Below are 19,482 nucleotides of genomic sequence, written 5' to 3'. Positions count from 1 at the left end.
TCTAGGAGGCGAAGACCGCCAGTGGGCGGGCCGTGCGGCCCTGCTCCTCCACCAGCGCCAGCAGGTCGCCGTCCGGGCCGAACACCCCGATCGGCCCCGCGCCCAGCCCCGCTGCGGGCAGCCGCCCGCCGTGCCGGACCAGCGTCGCCTGCTCGGCCGTCACGTCGCGCCGGGGGAAGGCCGCCGCGACCGCCTCGCCGATGGGCAGGACGACGCACTCCTGCGCCAGCTCGTCCAGCGTGCGGGCCATCGACAGGTCGTACGGGCCGACCCGGGTGCGGCGCAGCCGCGTCAGGTGGCCGCCGACGCCGAGGCCCGAGCCCAGGTCACGGGCCAGGGCCCGGATGTAGGTGCCGCTGGAGCAGGTGACGACCGCGTCCACGTCCACCACGTCGTCGTGGGCGCGCACGTCGAGCACCTCGAAGCCGTACACGGTGACCGGCCGGGCGGCCAGCTCCACCTCCTCGCCGGCGCGGGCCCGCTTATAGGCGCGCTGCCCGTCCACCTTGATCGCGCTGACCTGCGGCGGGATCTGCATGATCGCGCCGGTGAGCGCGGCCACGCCCTTGTGGACCTCCGCCGCGGTGACGGCGGCGGCCGAGGCCGTGGCCGTGACCTCGCCCTCGGCGTCGTCGGTGTTGGTGGTCACGCCGAGCCGCATGGTCGCCGTGTAGACCTTCTCGGTCAGCGCCAGGTGGCCGAGCAGCCGGGTCGCCTTCTCCACGCCCACCACCAGCACGCCCGTCGCCATCGGGTCGAGCGTGCCCGCGTGGCCGACCCGGCGCGTGCCCGCGAGGCGGCGCATCCTGGCCACCACGTCGTGCGACGTCCAGTCGGCGGGCTTGTCGACGATGATCAGGCCACTCTCGGCCATTCAGACCTTCCTCAGAAGCTCGCGGAACCTCGCCATGGTCTCCTCGACGCCGTCGTGCGAGGTGAACCCGGCGGCGCTGTGGTGGCCGCCGCCGCCCATCGCCGTGCACACCGCCGCGACGTCCACCGCGCCCTTGGAGCGGGTGGACACCTGCCAGGCGCCGTCGTCGTCCTCCTTGCACACCACCGCCACCTCGGCCTCGTCGGCCCGGCGCACGATGTCGATGACGCCTTCGAGCTCGCTGTACGGCAGGCCGTACGCGGCCCGGTCGACCCGCGTCACGTACGTCCACACCAGCCCGTCCTCCAACGTCACCCGGTCGAGCGCGGCGGCGAGCACCTTGAGGTAGCCGAACGGCGAGCGGTCCCACAGCTCCCGGGCGATCTCGTCGGTGCGCAGCCCGGTGGCGACCAGGCGCGCGGCCATCTCGTGGGCCGCGGGAGAGGTCGAGGAGTGCCGGAAGGACCCGGTATCGGTCACCAGCCCCGCGTACAGGCACGTCGCGATGTCGCGGTCCAGGGTGCCGCCGAGGCGGTAGATGAGCTGCTCGGCGAGCATGGCCGTGGCGGCCGCCTTCGGGGAGATGAGGCCGAGCGTGCCGAACCCGGAGCCCGACGGGTGGTGGTCCACCACGATGAGCTCGCGGGCGGCGGCGGCGTTCGCGCCGAGCAGGCCCAGCCGGTCGGACGACGCCGAGTCGAAGGTGATCATCAGCTCGGGCGCGGCCGGGTAGTCCTCGGGCGGGCTCAGCATGTCCTGGCCCGGCAGGAACCCGAGCAGGCGCGGCACCGCGAACCGCCGGTCGCCGAACGACGCGACGACCCGCTTGCCCAGCGAGCGCAGTACGAAGCCGGTGGCCAGCATCGAGCCGAGCGCGTCGCCGTCGGGCGACACGTGACAGGCCAGGGCGATCTCGTCGGCGCGGGAGATGAGCTCGACCGCCCGCTCCCACGCCGCCTCGGGGACGCCGGCGCCCGACGGGTCCTGGCCCGTCACGCCGCGGTCTCCCGTGGCGCCGGCCTCCGGCGGGGTGACCGCGCGGCCCGGAGGAGCCGTGTGGTCGGGAGGCGCCGTGCGGTCGGGAGGCGCCGTGCGGTCGGGAGGCGCCGTGCGGGCGTGGACGTCGGGCGTCACGGCGCCGGGTGTCCCGCCTGGTCGTCCTCCTCCTCGTCGGCCTTCTTGTAGGGGTCGGCCTCGCCCGCGTAGGCGGCCCCCTCGGCCTTGCGCGCCACCTCGGCGTCCTTCGCCCGTGCCGCGTTGATGAGGGTGTCGAGCTGCCGCGCGCTGTCGGGCAGCGGGTCGTGCTTGAACGTCAACGTCGGGGTGAACCGCACACCCGTCTGCCGGCCCACCTCCGACCGGATGACACCCTTGGCGCTCTCCAGGGCGGCGGCGCTGTCGGCGCGCTCGGCGTCGGAGCCGAACACCGTGTAGAAGACCGTGGCCTCGCGCAGGTCAGCGGTGATGCGCGTGTCGGTCACGGTGACGAAGCCGAGGCGCGGGTCCTTGATCCGCCGCTCCAGCATCTCGGCGACGATCTGCTGGATGCGGTCGGCGAGCTTGCGCGCTCGCGCTGCGTCCACCATGTTCGCTCCCCCTCACGCACGACGCCTGTCGTGCAGTCGTTCAGTCTTCGTCGTTGTAGAGCCGCTGCCTGGCCGACAGCAGCTCGATCTCCGGCCGGAACGCCACCAGTCGCTCACAGGCGTCCATCACTTCCTTGCAGTTGGCCGCCGAGGCGGACACCACCGCGATGGCGACCTCCGCCCGGCGATGCAGGTCGAGATGGCCGGTCTCCGCCACGGCCACGGCGGGAAAGCGCCGCTGCACCTCCGCGACCAGGGGACGCACGACGGAGCGCTTCTGCTTCAGCGAGTGGACGTCGCCGAGCAGGATGTCCAGGGTAAGAGCACCCACATACATCGTTGGTTGCCACCGCTTGTCCTGGTGAGTGAGACGCACGCCGGGCCCGCTGCGGTGGGGACCAGGCCCGGGCGTGCGAGAGGCGCTCGGCGGATGGTCCGCCGAGCGCCCGGCCGCGTGCTTACGCGCGCGGCTTCTCCCGCATCTCGAACGTCTCGATCACGTCGTCGATCCGGATGTCGTTGTAGCCGACACCGATACCGCACTCGAAGCCCTCGCGGACCTCGGTCGCGTCATCCTTGAAGCGACGCAGCGACGAGACGGTCAGGTTGTCCGCGATGACGACGCCGTCGCGGATGATCCTGGCCTTGCTGTTGCGGACGATCAGGCCGGAGCGGACCAGCGAACCGGCGACGTTGCCGATCCTCGGCACCTTGAAGACCTCGCGGACCTCCGCCGTGCCCATCTGGACCTCTTCGAACTCGGGCTTGAGCATGCCCTTGAGCGCCGCCTCGATCTCCTCGATCGCCTGGTAGATGACCGAGTAGTAGCGGATGTCGACGCCCTCGCGCTCGGCCAGGTCGCGCGCCCGGGGCTCAGGCCGGACGTTGAAGCCGATGATGACCGCGTTGTCGTCGGCGACGGCCAGGTTGACGTCGTACTCGGTGATGGCGCCGACGGCGCGGTGCAGGACACGGAGCCTGACCTCGTCGCCGACGTCGATCTTGAGCAGGGCGTCTTCCAGGGCCTCCACCGAGCCGGACACGTCACCCTTGATGATGAGCTTGAGCTCGTCGACGCGGCCCTTCTCGAGGTCGCTGAACAGCTCCTCGAGGGTGCGGCGACGGCTCGACTTCGCCATGTCGGCGCTGCGCTTGCGCGCCGCGCGCTGCTGGGCGATCTGGCGGGCCATGCGGTCGTCGGTGACGACGATGAAGTTGTCACCGGCGCTCGGCACGGCCGTCAGGCCCATCACCAGGACGGGACGGGACGGCAGGGCCTCCTCGACCGGCTCGCCGTTGTCGTCGAGCATCGCCCGGACGCGGCCGAAGGCCTCGCCACAGACGATGGAGTCGCCGACGCGGAGCGTGCCGCGCTGGACGAGGACGGTCGCGACAGGGCCGCGGCCCTTGTCGAGGTGCGCCTCGATCGCGATGCCCTGGGCGTCCATGGTCGGGTTGGCCCGCAGGTCGAGCTCGGCGTCGGCGGTCAGGATGATCGCCTCGAGGAGCTCGTCGATGCCGGTGCCGTTCTTCGCCGAGATGTCGACGAAGAGGGTCGAGCCTCCGTACTCCTCCGCGACCAGGCCGTACTCGGTGAGCTGGGCCCTGACCTTGTTGGGGTCGGCGCCCTCCTTGTCCACCTTGTTGACCGCGACCACGATCGGCACGTCGGCCGCCTGGGCGTGGTTGAGCGCCTCGATCGTCTGCGGCTTCACGCCGTCGTCGGCCGCGACCACCAGCACCGCGATGTCCGTGGACTTCGCGCCTCGGGCACGCATGGCGGTGAACGCCTCGTGACCCGGGGTGTCGATGAAGGTGATCTTGCGCTCTTCGCCCTCGTGCTCGGTGGCGACCTGGTAGGCACCGATGTGCTGGGTGATGCCACCGGCCTCGCGCGCCACCACGTTGGTCTTGCGGATGGCGTCGAGCAGCTTGGTCTTACCGTGGTCGACGTGACCCATGACGGTCACGACCGGCGGACGCGCGGCCAGGTCGGCCTCGTCACCGTCGTCCTCGCCGAACTCGATGTCGAAGGCCTCGAGAAGCTCGCGGTCCTCCTCCTCCGGGCTGACGATCTGGATGTTGTAGTCCAGCTCGACGCCGAGCGCCTGCAGGGTGTCCTCGTTGACCGACTGCGTCGCGGTCACCATCTCGCCGAGGTGCAGCATGATCTGCACGAGCGAGGCGGGGTTCGCGCCGATGCGGTCGGCGAAGTCGGACAGCGACGCGCCGCGCGGAAGGCGGATCGTCGCGCCGTTGCCGCGAGCGACCTGCACGCCGCCGATCGCCGGCGCCGACATGTTGTCGAACTCCTGGCGCCTCTGACGCTTGGACTTGCGACCGCGCGCCGGACGGCCACCGGGACGCCCGAAGGCGCCGGCCGTGCCGCCACCGCGACCGCGGCCACCGCCACCGGGACGGCCGGCGAAGCCGCCACCGCCGCCGGGAGCACCCGTGCTGGTGCCGGGACGGCCACCGCCGCCACCCGGACGGCCGGCGAAACCGCCGCCGCCACCCGGACGACCGCCGCCACCGCCGCCGGGACGGCCACCGCCGCCACCGGGACGGCCACCGGGGCCGCCACCCGGACGGCCACCGCCGCCGCCACCACCGGGACCGGCGGGCCGGCCCTGCGGCATCATCATCGGGTTGGGACGCGGGCCACCAGGACGCGGACCGCCCGCACCGGGGCCGGGACGCGGACCCGCCGCTCCGGGCGGACCCGGACGCGGGCCGCCGGGCGCCGGCCTGCCACCCTCGCGGCTCTGCGGCGGACGCGGCATCGCTCCGTCGCGCGGCGGACCGTCACGACGCTCACGCTGACCGGGACCGCCGCCGTCACGCTGGCCGCCCGGACGCGGCGGACGGGACTGACCCATGCCGCTGGCGTTCGACGAGAACGGGTTGTTGCCCGGACGGGGACCGCGCGGGCCCGGCTTGGGACCGGGGCCGGGGCGCGGACCGCCACCGGGGGAGCCGGCCGGGGCGCCGGGACGCGGAGCGCCGCCGGGGGCGCCGCCACCGGAGGCACCCGGACGGGGCGCGGGGCCCGGCTTGGGGCCGGGACGAGCCGCGGGGCCCGGACGGGGACCCGGCGTCGGGCGCGTGCCCGATCCGGACTCGAAGCGCGCCTGCGGTGCGCCCGACGTCTCGCCGCGCGCAGCCTCGGGCTGGCGCTGCTGCTGCTCGTGGGGCATGGCTACCGGCGGGCGAGGCGTGCCGCCCGCGGGGGCCGCCGGACTCGCGGGGGCCGGCGGGGCCGAGGGACCCGCAGGGCCCGGACGCGGACCAGGCTTGGGGCCCGGACCCGGACGCGGGGCCGTGGGGGCCGGCGCCTCGGCGGCGCCGTTGCCGGCCTGGCTCTCGGCCGGCCGGGGGGCAGCCCTGGGCGGCTGCGGCCTGGACGACGATCCGCCGCCCCTGGAGGGCTTGGATACGCCCAAAGCTTCGGTGAGCCGCCGGACGACCGGCGCCTCTATGGTGGAGGACGCCGAACGGACGAACTCCCCCATCTCCTGGAGCTTGGCCATGACGACCTTGCTCTCGACTCCGAACTCCTTAGCGAGCTCGTATACCCGGACCTTCGCCACTGCACTCCCTTACTCGGCCCGGGAGGCTGGCTGTGCCGTCCGGACCGTCGTTACCTTGTGGTCTTCATCGCCGCGTGCTCATCAGGCGCTCATAGCAATCTGACTCCGCCCATCAACTCGGCGTCCTACATGACATTTCGTGGGTCCTCCCTGTCCAGGTGCACTCGCACACGCGAGACGTCAAGCGGCCCCGGCACGCGGAACGCGCGCGGAAACGCTCGGCGACGCTCGGCAAGCTCCAGACAACTCATGGCCGGGTGCAGTGAAGCCCCTCGGCCCGGAAGCCGTCCTCGCAGGTCAGGGACCACATGGTCCTCGACCCGCACCAAGCGGAGCAGCTCGGACTTAGCCGTGCGAACCCTGCAACCCACACAGGTGCGCTGCGGGCCCGCCTGGCCACCATATTCCAGCTTACCGTGTTGACGCATCTACGGAACCGGCGGCATCCTCGGCCTGGGTGTCAGGACGGATGTCAATCCGCCATCCGGTGAGCCTGGCGGCAAGCCGGGCATTCTGCCCTTCCTTGCCGATCGCCAGCGAAAGCTGGTAGTCAGGCACGGTCACCCTCGCCACTCGCCCTTCGAGATCGAGAACCTCGACGTGGGAAACACGCGCGGGTGACAGGGCATTCCCGACGAACTCGCCGGGGTCCTCCGACCAGTCGATGATGTCGATCTTCTCGCCGTGCAGCTCGGTCATCACGTTGCGCACCCGCGACCCCATCGGGCCGATGCACGCGCCCTTGGGATTGACGCCGGGCTTGCGCGACCTGACGGCGATCTTCGTACGGTGGCCGGCCTCGCGGGCGACCGCGGCGATCTCCACGGTGCCGTCGGCGATCTCCGGCACCTCCAGCGCGAACAGCTTCTTGACCAGGCCCGGGTGCGTGCGCGACAGCGTGACCGAGGGGCCCTTGTGACCCTTCTTCACCTGCACCACGTAGACGCGAAGGCGCTCACCGTGCACGTAGTCCTCGCCGGGCACCTGCTCGTTGTGCGGCAGCACGGCCTCGATCTTGCCGAGGTCGACCAGCACCACGCGCGGATCCTTGCCCTGCTGGATCACGCCCGAGACCAGCTCGCCCTCACGGCTGGCGAACTCGCCGAAGTTGATCTCGTCCTCGGCGTCGCGCAGCTGCTGCAGGATGACCTGCTTGGCGGTCGTCGCCGCGATCCGGCTGAAGTTGCCCGGTGTGTCGTCGTACTCCCGGACGATCTCGCCGTCCTCGTCCAGCTCGGCCGCCCAGATCGTGACGTGCCCGCTCGTGCGGTCGAGCTCGGCGCGCGCCTTGGGCGCCGCGCCCTCCGTGCGGAAATACGCGATCAGCAGCGCGTCCTCGATGGCCTTGACGACCAGGTCGAAGGAGATGTCCTTCTCCCTCTCCAGGCTGCGCAGGACGCTCATGTCGATGTCCACGAGGCTCCCCCCTTAGCCCTCGTCGCCGTCGACGTCCGCGTCGTCCGCGTCGTCGTCGAACCGGCGGAACTCCACCTGCACCCGTCCGCGGGCCAGGTCCTGATAGTCGAGCCGGCGCACGTCGCCGTCGACGTCGAGGTCGACGCCGCTCTCGTCGGCCGAGCGCACCCGGCCCTCCAGCGTGGTGCCGTCGCGCAGCTCCGCCTTCACCAGCCGCCTGGCGGCGCGCCGCCAGTGGCGCGGCTCCGTCAGCGGGCGGTCGACGCCCGGCGAGGAGACCTCAAGTGTGTAGGCCGCGGGGCCCATCGCGTCGGTGTCGTCGAGAGCCGCTGAGACGGCCTGGCTCACGTCGGCGATGTCGTCGAGGCTCACCCCTCCGTCGCGGTCGACGATCACCCGCAGCAGGCGGCGCTTGCCCGCCTGCGTGACCGTGACGTCCTCCAGGTCGAGGCCCTCCGCGCTGACGACGGGCTCAAGGAGCTTCATCAGGTGGTCGCGGGGTGAATCGCTGCCCATATCGACCTCCCCTATTGTCATGTTGCAGCCGGGCGGACCTCGCCTCCGGCTCTCCTGGCTCTCCGCCGCCCGGCCGCTCAGCCAGCGACGACAGTTGACACCCTATCTGTAGGAGGGCGTCCAAAGAGCGCCAGTCGGTGTGGACGCACCAGACGTAGGACTGAGCGTACGAGCCGGACACCACGCCGACGCCACGGGGTCCCCCGAAGGGCCACCGGCGAGAACGTCCCGGGAGACCTCATCGGGCCGGGGCGGACCTCTGGGGACATGCGAGGGGTGCGGCGCACGTCCGGGAGACTGGTCAAGACGTCCCTGGGGACGTTGCGGACGTCCGGGAGACGGTCGAGACGTCTTTCGGGACGTCGCGGAGACGTCGGGGAGACTCGGCGGCGACGTCCTGAGGCCGGACGGGGTATGAAAGGGTGGCACGTGTGGCCTCGCCTGACGGCGGGCAGGGGCCCGAGCCCGTACGATGCTTCTTGCGTCCGTAGTCCGGAGGGCTACTCACGTCCCGTCGCGGCGCGGAGGGCCGTTCAGGCCTTGTCCCGCCCGGAGGGCTCCTCACGTCCAGCCGTGGCCCGAGGGCTGCGCACGTCCGCGTTCTGGAGGTCTCTTCCGTGCGCCCTTCCCTGTCCCGGCGAGCCGTGCTGGCGGGCGGAGCGGCCGCGGTGGCGCTCACGGGGTGCAGCGGCGAGTCCGGCGGCACCGGTACGTCGGAGGTGGCCCAGGAGCCGCCGGAGCTGGTCCTCGCGCGGCAGCTCATCGCCGACAAGGAGTATGTGATCGGCCTCTACGCGGCGCTCATGGCCAAGGGGGCCGACGCGCTGGCGCCGTTCCGCGACCGGCACCAGGCACATCTGGCCGAGCTGCGCCGCCGCTTCCCCGCGGCGGCCTCTCCAGCGCCCGGCGCCCCGTCCTCTCCGGGCGCACCGTCCTCGGGAGGTCCGTCGGGGGGAGCTCCCACGGCCGGGACTCCGACGGCCGGGGCTCCCACGGCGGGTGCGGCGGCCAAGGTGTCGCTGTCGTCCCTGCGGGAGCTGGAACGCAAGGCGTCCGCCCGGCGTGCCCGCGCACTCTCCGGGATCGCGCCCTCGATGGCCCAGTTGGTCGCCAGCATCGGCGCCTGCGAGGCCGCCCACGCCCTGGCCCTGCCGCGGTCCCTGTGACCGCACGGCGGGCAGCAGGAGCGGGCGGCGCAGACTTGGAGGCACTGGCGTACAGGCGGTGAGCGCACGGTGAGCTTGGGGCGGACGAACGGCGTACAGGGCTGCGGGCGCGTGGCCGGGTGCGGGCGCGTGGCCGGGTGCGGGCGGCGGGCGTCGTAGTGTGCGGGTGGTCGTGAGGGGTGCGGGTGTGGGAAGGCTCGTGAGAGCGTGCGGTCGTGAGAGCAGGGGGAGGTCCTCGTGAGCGGTGACGCCGAGAGGCTCGGCAAGGCGCTGGCCGCCGAGCACGCCGCCGTCTTCGCGTACGGGCTGATCGGTGCGCGCACCAGTGGGACGCTGCGGTCCAAGGCCACGCGGGCCTTCGACGCGCACCGTGGCCGCCGTGACCAGTTGCGCACCTTCATCACGGCCCGGGGCGGCCGGCCCGCCGAGGCCGAGCCGTCCTACTCGCTGCCCCTCGTCCCGTCCGCACCCACCGACGCCGTCCGCCTGGCCGTGCAGGTCGAGACCGGTGTTACGGCCGCCTACCTGGAGCTGGTCGCCGCCGACGACCCGGCGCTGCGCAAGTACGCGGCACTGGCCATGCAGGAGGCGGTGGCGCGCTCGTACGCGTTCCGGCCGTCGATCGGGACGGCGTTCCCTGGCATGCCCGCCGCCGCGCCACCCGCCTCCCCCGGCCCTTCGCCCGCCTCCCCGCCGGCATCGCCGTCCGCGCCCGCAGGCGGCTAGACCGGCAAGCGGCCAGACCGGAGGGGGCCGGGCCCACAGGCGGCAGGGGCCACAAGTGGCTGGGCAGGGCTGAGCCGACAGCGGCCAGGGCCCAAGGCAGCCGGCCCCGGTTCGAGGCGCGTGGAGCCGCCTGGAGGCGTTCGGGAGGCTGGGGCCGGGGGCCGTGCAGGTCCCCGGCCTCAGGAACGGGCGTGCGGCCCCCGTGTGCCGGGGGCCGGGAACGGACGGGTCAGGCTGTGCAGGCGGCCGTGATGCGGTCGGCGGCCTCGGCGAGCGGGATCTCCGACTTCTCACCCGAGACCCGGTCGCGCAGCTCCACCACGCCCTGGGTGAGCCCGCGGCCCACCACGACGATGGTCGGCATGCCCAGCAGCTCCGCGTCCTTGAACTTCACCCCGGGCGACACCCCGGCCCGGTCGTCCACGAGGACGCGCAGGCCGCGGGACTCCAGCTCGGCGGCCAGCTCCAGGGCTGCCTCGATCTGGTTCTCCTTGCCGGTGCCGACGATGTGGACGTCGGCCGGGGCGACCTCGCGCGGCCACACCAGGCCGAGCTGGTCGTGGAGCTGCTCGGCGATGACGGCGACGGCGCGGGAGACGCCGATGCCGTAGGAGCCCATGGTGACGCGGATGGGCTTGCCGTCGGGGCCGAGCGCGTCGAGTCCGGCGGCGTCGGCGTACTTGCGGCCGAGCTGGAAGATGTGGCCGATCTCGATGCCGCGGTCGATGGACAGCTCGGAGCCGCACCGGGGGCAGGGGTCGCCGGCGCGCACCTCGGCGGCCTCGATGGTGCCGTCGGGGACGAAGTCGCGGCCGGCCACCACGTGGGCGGCGTGCTTGCCGGGCTCGTTGGCGCCGGTCACCCAGGAGCTGCCGGTGACGACGCGCGGGTCGACGAGGTAGCGGATGCCGAGCTCGCGCAGGACCTGGGGACCGATGTAGCCGCGGACGAGGCCGGGGTGCCGGGCGAAGTCCTCGGCCTCGAAGATCGCCGGCTCGCCGGGGGCCAGCGACGCCTCCAGGCGCTTGAAGTCGACCTCGCGGTCGCCGGGGACGCCCACGACGAGGGTCTCGACCTTGTCGGAGCCGGGGGTGGTCACCTTGACGACGACGTTCTTGAGGGTGTCGGCGGCGGTGACGGACAGGCCGTGGTGCTCGTTGACGTAGGAGACCAGCGTGTCGATGGTCGGCGTGCCGGGGGTGTCGAGGACCCGCAGCGGCTCCTGGTCCTCGACGGCGCGGGCGGGGGGCGGCGTGGTGGTGACGGCCTCGGCGTTGGCCGCGTAGCCGCACGAGTGGCAGGCGACGAACGTGTCCTCGCCCGTGGGGGTCGGCGCCAGGAACTCCTCGGAGGCCGAGCCGCCCATCGCGCCGGACGTGGCGAACACGATCTTGTAGTTGATGCCGAGCCGGTCGAAGGTCCGGATGTAGGTCTCGCGGTGCTGCTCGTAGGAGTGCTTGAGACCGTCGTCGTCCAGGTCGAAGGAGTAGGAGTCCTTCATGAGGAACTCACGGCCGCGCAGGATGCCGGCGCGGGGCCGCGCCTCGTCGCGGTACTTCGTCTGGATCTGGTAGAGCGTGACCGGAAAGTCCTTGTAGGAGCTGTACTCGCCCTTCACCATGTCGGTGAACAGCTCCTCGTGGGTGGGTCCGAGGAGGTAGTCGACGCCCTTGCGGTCATGGAGCCGGAACAGCAGGTCGCCGTACTCGGTCCAGCGGCCGGTGGACTCGTAGTACTCGCGGGGCAGCAGTGCGGGGAACAGCACCTCCTGGCCGCCCATGCGGTTCATCTCCTCGCGGACGACGCGGGTGACGTTCTCCAGCACCATCTTGCCGAGGGGCAGCCACGAGTAGATGCCGGGCGCCACGCGGCGGACGTAGCCGGCGCGGACGAGGAGCTTGTGGCTCGGCACTTCCGCGTCTGCCGGGTCGTCCCGCAGGGTGCGAAGAAACAACGACGACATGCGCAGCGACACGGCTACTCCTTGCTCGGCCCGGATACGGAGGACTACAGGCTATCGACTCCGGACCAGGAACCGCTCGGCATAAACCGGCAGCGCCCGGAGCCCCCCGTCAGAAGGCGGCCCAGAACGGGCCCCACAGCTCGTCCGTGAGCACGATGGCGGCCACCCCCGCGAGGACGCCCGAGACCACGAGCGCGCGCAGCCGGCCGGCGAGGGTGTGGCGCAGGGCGATCACGACCGCGATGGACAGGCCGCCCACCACGGCCGCGACAGCCGGCCAGAACCCGCTCTCCACGGCGATGAAGCCGGGGGTGGAGCGGTCCACCACGTCCGCGAGCAGCGCGCCGCCCACGGCGCCCGCCGCGAGGTCGCCCCAGTGGTCCTGCCTGCGGGTCACGTAGGCGAGCAGGCCGAGGCCGACCAGCATGATCAGGATCCAGTTGAGTCCGGACGCGCTGCCGCCGATGATGTCGAAGGTGAAGTCGCCGCCGCGCAGCGCGCTCGCCCCCATGGCCGCCACCAGCGTGGACACGGCGGCGAGGAACGTGCTCAGCGCCGCCCAGCCGAACCCCTGCGCCGTCACGCCGAGCGCGATGGCCAGGGCCAGGTAGGCGTACGGGTCGTAGAGGTGGAGGAGCCAGGCGGGGCCGCTCTGGGACACGAACATGCCGACGAGGCCGACGGCCAGCCCCCCGAGGAACGCCGCCAGCACATGCCGTTCGATGCCGCGTTGCCGCCGGTCGTACTCGGCGAAGTCCGCGTAGTCGATCGCCGGTCTCTTCATCTCCATCCCGGGTCATTCCTCCCCGGGATCCTCGGGACGAACGACCATAATGTGGTGATGCGGCTGCCCTGAAACCGTAAAAACTGGCTGGTCACGGCCTGGCAAGCAATCGCTTGGTAGGCTTACGGCCGTGACGGTCACCGATGAGCTTCGCCACGTGGTCCGCTCCTACGTGTCCGGCCGTCCCGGCGCCCCCTGGCAGGCGTTCGCGGGGGAACTGGGGGTCGCGGGGCTGGCCGTCCCGGAGGAGTACGGCGGCGCGGGAGGCGGTCCCGCCGAGGTCGCGGCCGTGGCCGAGGAGCTGGGCCGGGCCCTGTCGCCGTACCCGTTCCTGCAGACGGCGGTGCTCGCCGTGGAGGCGGTCAAGGCGGGCGGCGACGAGGAGGCCATGGCGCGGCTGCTGCCCGTGCTGGCCGGCGGCGGGCGCTCCGCGACCGTGGCGCTGCCCGGCGACGGCGACCTCGGCCTGGCGGACGGCCTCCTGTCGGGCACGGTGCCGTACGCCCTGGCGGGCGACCTGGTGCTCGTGTACGCGGGCGGGATGCTGGTGGAGGCCGAGCCGACGCGGCGCGTGCCGCACCGGACGATGGACGAGAGCCGGCCGCTGGAGGAGCTGACCTTCGACCGCGTCCCGGCGCGGCCGGCGGGCGACGGCTCGGGCTGGGCGCGCGTGCGCGACCTCGGCGTCGCGGCCCTCGCGGCCGAGCAGACAGGCGGGGCGGCGCGCTGCCTGGAGACGGCCACGGCCTACGCCAAGGAGAGACACCAGTTCGGCCGGCCGATCGGCTCGTTCCAGGCGGTCAAGCACAAGCTGGCGGATCTGCTGCTGCTGGTGGAGTCGGCCCGCTCGGCGGCCATGGGCGCGGCCGGCGCGGAGGGGGCGGAGCTGGAGGAGGCGGCCGCGATCGCGGGCTCGTACTGCTCGGAGGCGTACCTGACGGCCGCCGGCGAGAACATCCAGATCCATGGCGGCATCGGCGTCACGTGGGAGCATCCCGCGCACCGCTTCTTCAAGCGGGCCACGTCCGACGCGCAGCTGTTCGGCCCTCCGCAGGCGCACCGCGCGCGACTGGCCGCCCGCGTGCTCGGTTGAGACCGCTCAGCCGCCGAGGAGCTCCTCCCAGGGGTGGCGGGCGTTGGTGCGGCGCGTGGTGTCGAGCGCCTCGGCCAGCCGCCAGAGGCCGGGCCTGACCCGTACGCGGGCCGTGCCCATGGGGTCGATGGCGTGCAGCTCGAAGCGGACGCCCATGACGTCGAGCACCGCCGACACCTCGCTGCCGGGACCGGCGGGCGTGACGTCGCCCGGTACGGCCAGCCGCTCGGCGAGCAGGACGGCCACCTCGGAGGCGAACGGCCCGTCCCGCCATTCGAGGTGCCAGCTGTCGTCGGAGCCGCGCCACCAGGTGAGGTCGCGGCAGGACTCGATGAACTCCGCCTCGGTGGCCAGGGCCGCCATGACCCGCCCCAGCGCCTCGTGGCGGCGCGCGCCGTCGGGAGTGAGGTCACCCTCTTCCTTCGCCCGCCGCAGCGCGTGCTTTCGCCTCACGAGCATCCACTTTGATCGCGACCGCGCCCTTCCCGCAAGTGTTTCCCACTGATAGTCTCTACCAAGCGAGCGCTTGGTTTACTACTTTCGCCGGAGGCGCGATGACGTCCCTACGGATCAGCCTGGGGTATGAGCTGGAGGTCCGCGGGCGCTCCCGCGAGGTCGAGCAGCAGGCGTTCCAGAACGTGATCGAGCAGGTCGTGCTCGGCGACGAGCTGGGCTTCGACACCGCGTGGTTCGTGGAGCACCACTTCACCAGGGGCTTCTCCCACTCCTCCGCCCCCGACCTCGTGCTGGCCGCCATCTCGCAGCGGACCGAGCGCATCCATCTCGGGCTGGGCGTCGTGCTGCTGCCGTTCCAGTCGCCCATCCGGACGGCCGAGCGGGTCGCCACGCTCGACGTGGTCAGCGGCGGGCGGGTGGAGTTCGGCACCGGGCGTGGCGCCTCCCCGCTGGAGTACCAGGCCTTCCAGCGCCCGTTCGAGAAGTCGCGCCAGATCTGGGAGGACTGCCTGGAGGCCACGCTGGCCATCTGGCGGGCCGACGGCGAGCCGGTCAGCCGCTCCAACGAGTTCTTCGAGATTCCCGACGTGGCCGTCTACCCGCGTCCCGCGCAGCGGCCGCACCCACCGGTCTGGGTGGCCTCCACGTCCCTGGACGGCTACCTCGCGGCGGCCAGGCACGGCTACAACCTGCTCGGCATGACCATGCTCAAGGGCATCGACGACGTGGCCACCGACATAGCCCGCTACCGGGAGGCGCTGGCCGAGGCGGGGTTCGACCCGGCCACGCGGCGGGTCGCGCTGATGATCCCCTGGTACGTCGGCCCCACCAGGGACGAGGCCGCCGCGACGGCCGCCGACGCCGTCCTGTGGTACATCCGCCGCCAGGTCAACCTCGTCACCCCGCCCGACTACTACGACGCGCGCCACGCCACCCACCGGGTGCTGGGCCAGCTCGCGGCCGGGATGCCGCCCGAGGAGGCGATGGCCACGTTGCGCGAGCACCTGATGGTGGTGGTGGACGACGTGGAGGGGTCGCGCAAGGCGCTGGCCCGCATCGCGGAGGCGGGCGCCACGGACCTGATCCTCCAGTGCCAGGTCGGCGGCCTCGCCCACGAGCACGTGACCTCGTCCATGCGGCGGTTCATGGACGAGGTGGCGTCATGACCACCGGGGCGGGCGCGTACCGCTGGCTCACCCGTGACGACCTCGGCGCGGCCGGGGCCGCCGCCACCGGGCTGCTCCACGTGCCGCCCGACGCCTCCGGCGTCTTCCCGCTCGCCCCCGCCGACCGCGAGGCCGAGGAGGAGCTGACCGCCGCCGCGCTGCGGTCCGCCGGCGTGGGCGGGCGCGACCGGGTCGTGGTGGCGCTCGCCGAGCCGGCGGGCGCCCTGTGGGCCTCGGCCGCCTCCCGGGTGGCCGCCGCCGCCGCGTCCGTGGGGCCGCGCGGCCGGATGCGCCTGCATCACGCGCTGTCGGCGCTCGGGGCGACCACACTCGTCGCGACCCCCACCGGCGCCATGGACTTCCTGGCCCGCCTGCACCTGGAGTTCCTGCTCGACCCGCTGGACCTCGGGCTCCGGCACATCGTGCTCACCGGCGAGATCGCCTCGAAGCGGACCCTCGGCCACCTGGCGGGCGAGTTCGACGCCGAGGTCCACGAGGTGTACTCCAGCCCGTTCAGCGGGGGCGCCCTGGCCTGGCGGGCGGCGGAGGACGAGCCGCTCACACCGCTCGCCGACGGCCTGCTGCGGCTGGCCGCGCTCGGCAAGGACGAGCTGCTGCCGCACGCCTCCGGCGCGGCCGAGCTGGTGATCACGCCGGCCGGTCACTCCGCGCTCGGCGACGCCGTGCTGCGGACCGGTCAGGTGGCGCGCGGCCCGGCCGACGGCATCCCCGCGCCCGCGCACACCGTGGGAGACCACGTGCTGGTACGCGGCGTGTGGCTGTCGCTGCCCCGGATCGGCCGGACCCTCGCCAAGATCGACGGGGTGGCCCGGTGGGAGCTCGGCGTCAGCCGGCAGGGCACGCTCGACGCGGCGGTCCTGACCGTGACGTTCAACCGGGCCGGCCTGGTGGGCAACCCGATGTGGCGCTCGCGCCTCCAGGAGGCCGTACGGGCGCTGACGCCGATCTCGCTCGCGGTGGAGATCGACCCGGAGGTCGCCGAGACCTCCTCCCCCGGCATGGTGAGCGACCTGCGCGGTCACCACCTCGGCCGCGACAGGGCGCTCGCGACGTGACGCACTGACTCAGCTTGGAGGCGCGGGAGACGTGGAACCGGTGCCGGACTGGGGGACGATCCCCCGCATGCTGCGCGACCAGGCCGCCCGGCACCCCGACGCGACCGTCCTGGCCGACGGCGCGGACCGGACGAGCCTGGCGGAGCTGCTGGACGCGGCCACGCGGGTGGCGCGGGGACTCATGGCGCTCGGCGTCGGGCCCGGCGACCGGGTCGCGCTGTGGGGCGTGAACGACCCGTCCTGGGTGGTCCACGCCTTCGGTGTCTGGTGCGCCGGCGCGGTCCTCGTGCCGCTCTCGTCCCGGGCCAAGGGACTGGAGGCGGCGGCGATGATCCGCAGGACCGCCGCCCGGGTGCTGATCACCGGCGAGGGGGCGGGGCGGACGGCGCCGGCTGATCTCCTGCCGCCGGGCACCGGCCTGCTCCATGTGGTCGTCCCCGACCCCTCTCCCCCGGGGCCGGGCCGTCTCACCGCCTCGGAGCTGCTGGAGCGGGGCGAGCGGGTCGCGCCGGGCGCCGCCGAGGAGCGGGCGCTGGCCGTACGGCCGGACGACCTGTGCGAGATCATGTCCACCTCCGGCACCACCGGGACGCCCAAGGGCGTCATGCTCGACCACGCCCAGGTGCTGCGCGGCTACTGGGACTGGGCCGAGATCGTCACCCTCGGCGAGGACGACCGCTACCCGGTCATCGCGCCGTTCAGCCACGGCTTCGGGCTGAACGCGGGGATGCTCGCGTGCGTGCTGCGGCGGGCCACGATGATGCCGATCCGGGTGTTCACCCCCGACGGGCTGATGGAGCTGATCTCCTCCGGCCGGATCAGCGTCCTGGCGGGGCCGCCCACGCTGTTCCACCGGCTGCTGGACGAGCTGGACCGCAGGGCGTGGGACGTCTCGTCGCTGCGCGTGGCCATCTGCGGGGCCGCCGCCGTCCCGCCGTCGCTCATCACCCGGCTGGTCGAGCAGGTGGGCATGGAACGGGTGATCAACGCGTACGGCCTGATGGAGGGCACGGTCGTCTCCATGACCAGGGCCGGCGACCCGGTCGAGGTGGTCGCGGCCACGACCGGGCGGGCGGTGCCCGGCATCGAGGTCAGGGTCGTGGACGACGACGGCAAGGACGTCCCGCCCGGCGAGCGCGGCGAGATCCTGCAGCGCGGCTACGGCGTGATGCGCGGCTACTGGGACGAGCCGGACAGGACAGCCGAGGTGGTCGACCGGGACGGATGGCTGCACACGGGCGACGTCGGCGTGCTGGACGAGGCCGGGAACCTGGCGATCGTGGACCGCAAGAAGGAGCTGTACATCGTCAACGGCTTCAACGTCTCCCCCGCCGAGGTCGAGTCGCTGCTGCTGCGCGAGGGCTCGCTGGCGCAGGCGGCCGTCGTCGGGGTGCCCGACCCCGTCTCCGGCGAGTCCGGCTACGCGTACGTGGTGCCCCGTCCCGGCGCCCAGGTCGACGTGGCGGCGCTGCTGGCCTGGGCCCGGGACAACATGTCCAACTACAAGGTCCCGAGGCGCGTCGTCGTCGTGGAGGCCCTGCCGGCCAACGCCAACGGCAAGATCGACAAGGTCGCCCTGCGCGCCCGCGCGACACGGGACGCTCCGGACGGCGAAAAGAGGCTGTCATAGGCGCTCGCACGGGGAACAATCGCCACGAGACGGTGATCCCGGCCGGACGCCTGGCCCGTGCCGAGGAGTCGCCGTCGCAGGGAGGCGACGTGGCGTTGCGCGTGGCGGTCATCGGATCGGGTCCCGCCGGGATCTACACGGCCGAGGCCCTGGTCAAGCAGTCGTCGGAGCCGGTCGAGATCGACGTGCTCGAACGCCTGCCCACGCCGTACGGGCTGGTCAGGTACGGCGTCGCGCCCGACCACACCTCGATCAAGTCCATCGCCGGCTACCTGCGGCGGGTGCTGGAGCTGCCGCAGGTGCGCTTCCTCGGCGGCGTGACGCTCGGCGCGGACGTGTCCGTGAGCGACCTGCTGAGCGCCTACGACGCCGTCGTGTACGCCACGGGCGCCATGGTGGACCGGCGGCTCGGCATCCCGGGCGAGGACCTGCCGGGCAGCGTGGCGGCCACCGACTTCGTCAACTGGTACTGCGGCCACCCCGACGTGGACGCCGGCCGGTTCGTCCTCGACAGCTCCGAGGTGGCGGTCATCGGCGTCGGCAACGTGGCCGTGGACGTGGTGCGGATCCTGGCCAAGACGGCCGACGAGCTGAGCGCGACCGACGTGCCGCACGGGGTGCTCGAACGCCTGGGCGCCAGCCAGGTCAAGGCCATCCACATGATCGGCCGGCGGGGGCCGGAGCACGCCAAGTTCACCCTCAAGGAGCTGCGGGAGCTCGGGGAGCTGGCCAACGCCGACGTGTGCGTGCGGCCGGAGGAGGCCGTCGTGCTCGGCGGCGACTTCCCGCGCCAGGTGCGGGGCAACATCGAGGTGCTGCGCTCGTGGTCGGAGCGGAAGCCGGCCGGCCGGCCGCGCCGGCTCGACGTGCGGTTCTGGCTGCGCCCGGTGGAGATCATCGGCAGCGAGCGGGTCGAGGGGCTGCGGCTCGAACGCACCCGGCTGAGCCCCGAGGGGCGCGTGGAGGGCACCGGCGAGTTCGAGACGCTGCCGGTGGGGATGGTGCTGCGGTCCGTCGGCTACCAGAGCGTGCCCCTGCCGGACGTGCCGTTCTCCTACGAGACGATGACCGTGCCGAACGAGGCCGGGCGGGTGCGCGAGCGCGAGTACGTCGCCGGCTGGCTCAAGCGCGGCCCGACGGGCGTGATCGGCACGAACAAGTCCGACGCGGCCGAGACGGTCCGCACGCTGCTGGCCGACCTCGCGGGCCGCGGGCCCGAGTTGAAGACGGATCTCGACACGCTGCTGGCCGAGCGCGGGGTGCGGCCCGTCACCTACGAGGAATGGCTGGCCGTCGAGGCGGCCGAGGCCGAGCTGGCCCGCACGCTGGGCCGCGGCGAGCGCGTCAAGCTGGCCGGCCTGGAGGCCATGCTGCGCGCCTTCCGCCCTGAGCCCCGACCCTGAACCCCGGCCCTGAACCCGCCGTCCTGCGGCGGGCTAG

General features: G+C 73.1%; 18 protein-coding genes. 7 read left to right on the top strand and 11 right to left on the bottom strand.

The annotated features are described in order from the left end of the window. Position 1: 1 nt before the first annotated feature. From truB to rimP, 8 genes are all read right to left on the bottom strand, one after another. Positions 2-874: a tRNA pseudouridine(55) synthase TruB gene (gene truB / locus AB0H64_RS22335; protein WP_357627435.1), complete on the bottom strand. Its 873-nt coding sequence runs from the start codon at positions 872-874 to the stop codon at positions 2-4. Then, entirely contained in the window at positions 875-2,008 is a 1,134-nt protein-coding gene (locus AB0H64_RS22330) for a bifunctional oligoribonuclease/PAP phosphatase NrnA (RefSeq protein ID WP_357627433.1), read from the bottom strand. Beyond that, a complete protein-coding gene (gene rbfA / locus AB0H64_RS22325) occupies positions 2,005-2,460 on the bottom strand; it encodes a 30S ribosome-binding factor RbfA (RefSeq protein WP_357627431.1) in 456 nt (151 codons plus the stop codon). The genes AB0H64_RS22330 and rbfA overlap by 4 nt, the downstream gene beginning before the upstream one ends. A 40-nt stretch (positions 2,461-2,500) precedes the next feature. Continuing rightward, positions 2,501-2,797, bottom strand: coding sequence for a DUF503 domain-containing protein (locus AB0H64_RS22320; RefSeq protein ID WP_357627538.1), 297 nt, complete (start codon positions 2,795-2,797; stop codon positions 2,501-2,503). Between the two features lie 121 nt (positions 2,798-2,918). Continuing rightward, positions 2,919-6,050 (bottom strand): translation initiation factor IF-2, encoded by a 3,132-nt coding sequence (infB, locus tag AB0H64_RS22315; RefSeq protein ID WP_357627428.1) that lies wholly within the window; start codon positions 6,048-6,050, stop codon positions 2,919-2,921. A gap of 125 nt (positions 6,051-6,175) precedes the next feature. Further along, complete coding sequence (locus tag AB0H64_RS22310; RefSeq protein ID WP_357627425.1) at positions 6,176-6,478, bottom strand: YlxR family protein; 303 nt, start codon at positions 6,476-6,478, stop codon at positions 6,176-6,178. After that, positions 6,462-7,466, bottom strand: coding sequence for a transcription termination factor NusA (gene nusA / locus AB0H64_RS22305; RefSeq protein WP_357627422.1), 1,005 nt, complete (start codon positions 7,464-7,466; stop codon positions 6,462-6,464). The genes AB0H64_RS22310 and nusA overlap by 17 nt, the downstream gene beginning before the upstream one ends. 12 nt (positions 7,467-7,478) lie before the next feature. Beyond that, positions 7,479-7,982 (bottom strand): ribosome maturation factor RimP, encoded by a 504-nt coding sequence (rimP, locus tag AB0H64_RS22300; protein WP_357627420.1) that lies wholly within the window; start codon positions 7,980-7,982, stop codon positions 7,479-7,481. A gap of 617 nt (positions 7,983-8,599) precedes the next feature. Between rimP and AB0H64_RS22295 the strand changes: the two genes are divergently transcribed. After that, positions 8,600-9,148, top strand: coding sequence for a hypothetical protein (locus AB0H64_RS22295; RefSeq protein WP_357627417.1), 549 nt, complete (start codon positions 8,600-8,602; stop codon positions 9,146-9,148). Positions 9,149-9,385: 237 nt separating this feature from the next. Then, complete coding sequence (locus AB0H64_RS22290) at positions 9,386-9,874, top strand: ferritin-like domain-containing protein (protein WP_357627414.1); 489 nt, start codon at positions 9,386-9,388, stop codon at positions 9,872-9,874. A 229-nt stretch (positions 9,875-10,103) separates the two neighbouring features. On the opposite strand, the gene AB0H64_RS22285 is transcribed toward AB0H64_RS22290, so the two are convergent. Next, entirely contained in the window at positions 10,104-11,849 is a 1,746-nt protein-coding gene (locus tag AB0H64_RS22285; protein ID WP_357627411.1) for a proline--tRNA ligase, read from the bottom strand. Positions 11,850-11,946: 97 nt separating this feature from the next. Continuing rightward, positions 11,947-12,627: a hypothetical protein gene (locus AB0H64_RS22280; RefSeq protein ID WP_357627409.1), complete on the bottom strand. Its 681-nt coding sequence runs from the start codon at positions 12,625-12,627 to the stop codon at positions 11,947-11,949. Between the two features lie 124 nt (positions 12,628-12,751). On the opposite strand from AB0H64_RS22280, the gene AB0H64_RS22275 reads away from it, so the two are divergent. Beyond that, complete coding sequence (locus AB0H64_RS22275; RefSeq protein ID WP_357627406.1) at positions 12,752-13,714, top strand: acyl-CoA dehydrogenase family protein; 963 nt, start codon at positions 12,752-12,754, stop codon at positions 13,712-13,714. Positions 13,715-13,720: 6 nt separating this feature from the next. Here AB0H64_RS22275 and AB0H64_RS22270 read toward each other — a convergent pair whose 3' ends face one another. After that, positions 13,721-14,173, bottom strand: a complete 453-nt coding sequence (locus AB0H64_RS22270; RefSeq protein WP_357627403.1) for a hypothetical protein — start codon at positions 14,171-14,173, stop codon at positions 13,721-13,723. 95 nt (positions 14,174-14,268) lie between these two features. Between AB0H64_RS22270 and AB0H64_RS22265 the strand changes: the two genes are divergently transcribed. The 4 genes from AB0H64_RS22265 to AB0H64_RS22250 all read left to right on the top strand — a co-directional run bounded on the left by AB0H64_RS22265 (position 14,269) and on the right by AB0H64_RS22250 (position 19,445). Next, positions 14,269-15,336, top strand: a complete 1,068-nt coding sequence (locus AB0H64_RS22265) for an LLM class flavin-dependent oxidoreductase (protein ID WP_357627400.1) — start codon at positions 14,269-14,271, stop codon at positions 15,334-15,336. Next, positions 15,333-16,412 carry a hypothetical protein gene (locus AB0H64_RS22260; protein WP_357627397.1) on the top strand — a complete coding sequence of 360 codons (1,080 nt, stop codon included), beginning with the start codon at positions 15,333-15,335 and terminating at the stop codon, positions 16,410-16,412. Before AB0H64_RS22265 ends, AB0H64_RS22260 begins: the two co-directional genes overlap by 4 nt. A gap of 31 nt (positions 16,413-16,443) precedes the next feature. Beyond that, positions 16,444-18,042 (top strand): AMP-binding protein, encoded by a 1,599-nt coding sequence (locus AB0H64_RS22255; RefSeq protein ID WP_357627394.1) that lies wholly within the window; start codon positions 16,444-16,446, stop codon positions 18,040-18,042. Between the two features lie 89 nt (positions 18,043-18,131). Next, entirely contained in the window at positions 18,132-19,445 is a 1,314-nt protein-coding gene (locus AB0H64_RS22250) for an FAD-dependent oxidoreductase (protein WP_357627391.1), read from the top strand. Positions 19,446-19,482 lie beyond the last annotated feature (37 nt).

Source organism: Nonomuraea sp. NPDC050733, from assembly GCF_040654215.1.
Lineage (GTDB): Bacteria > Actinomycetota > Actinomycetes > Streptosporangiales > Streptosporangiaceae > Nonomuraea.
The sequence above is the reverse complement of the archived record's forward strand: the minus strand, read 5'-3'. Positions and strand labels throughout refer to the sequence as shown.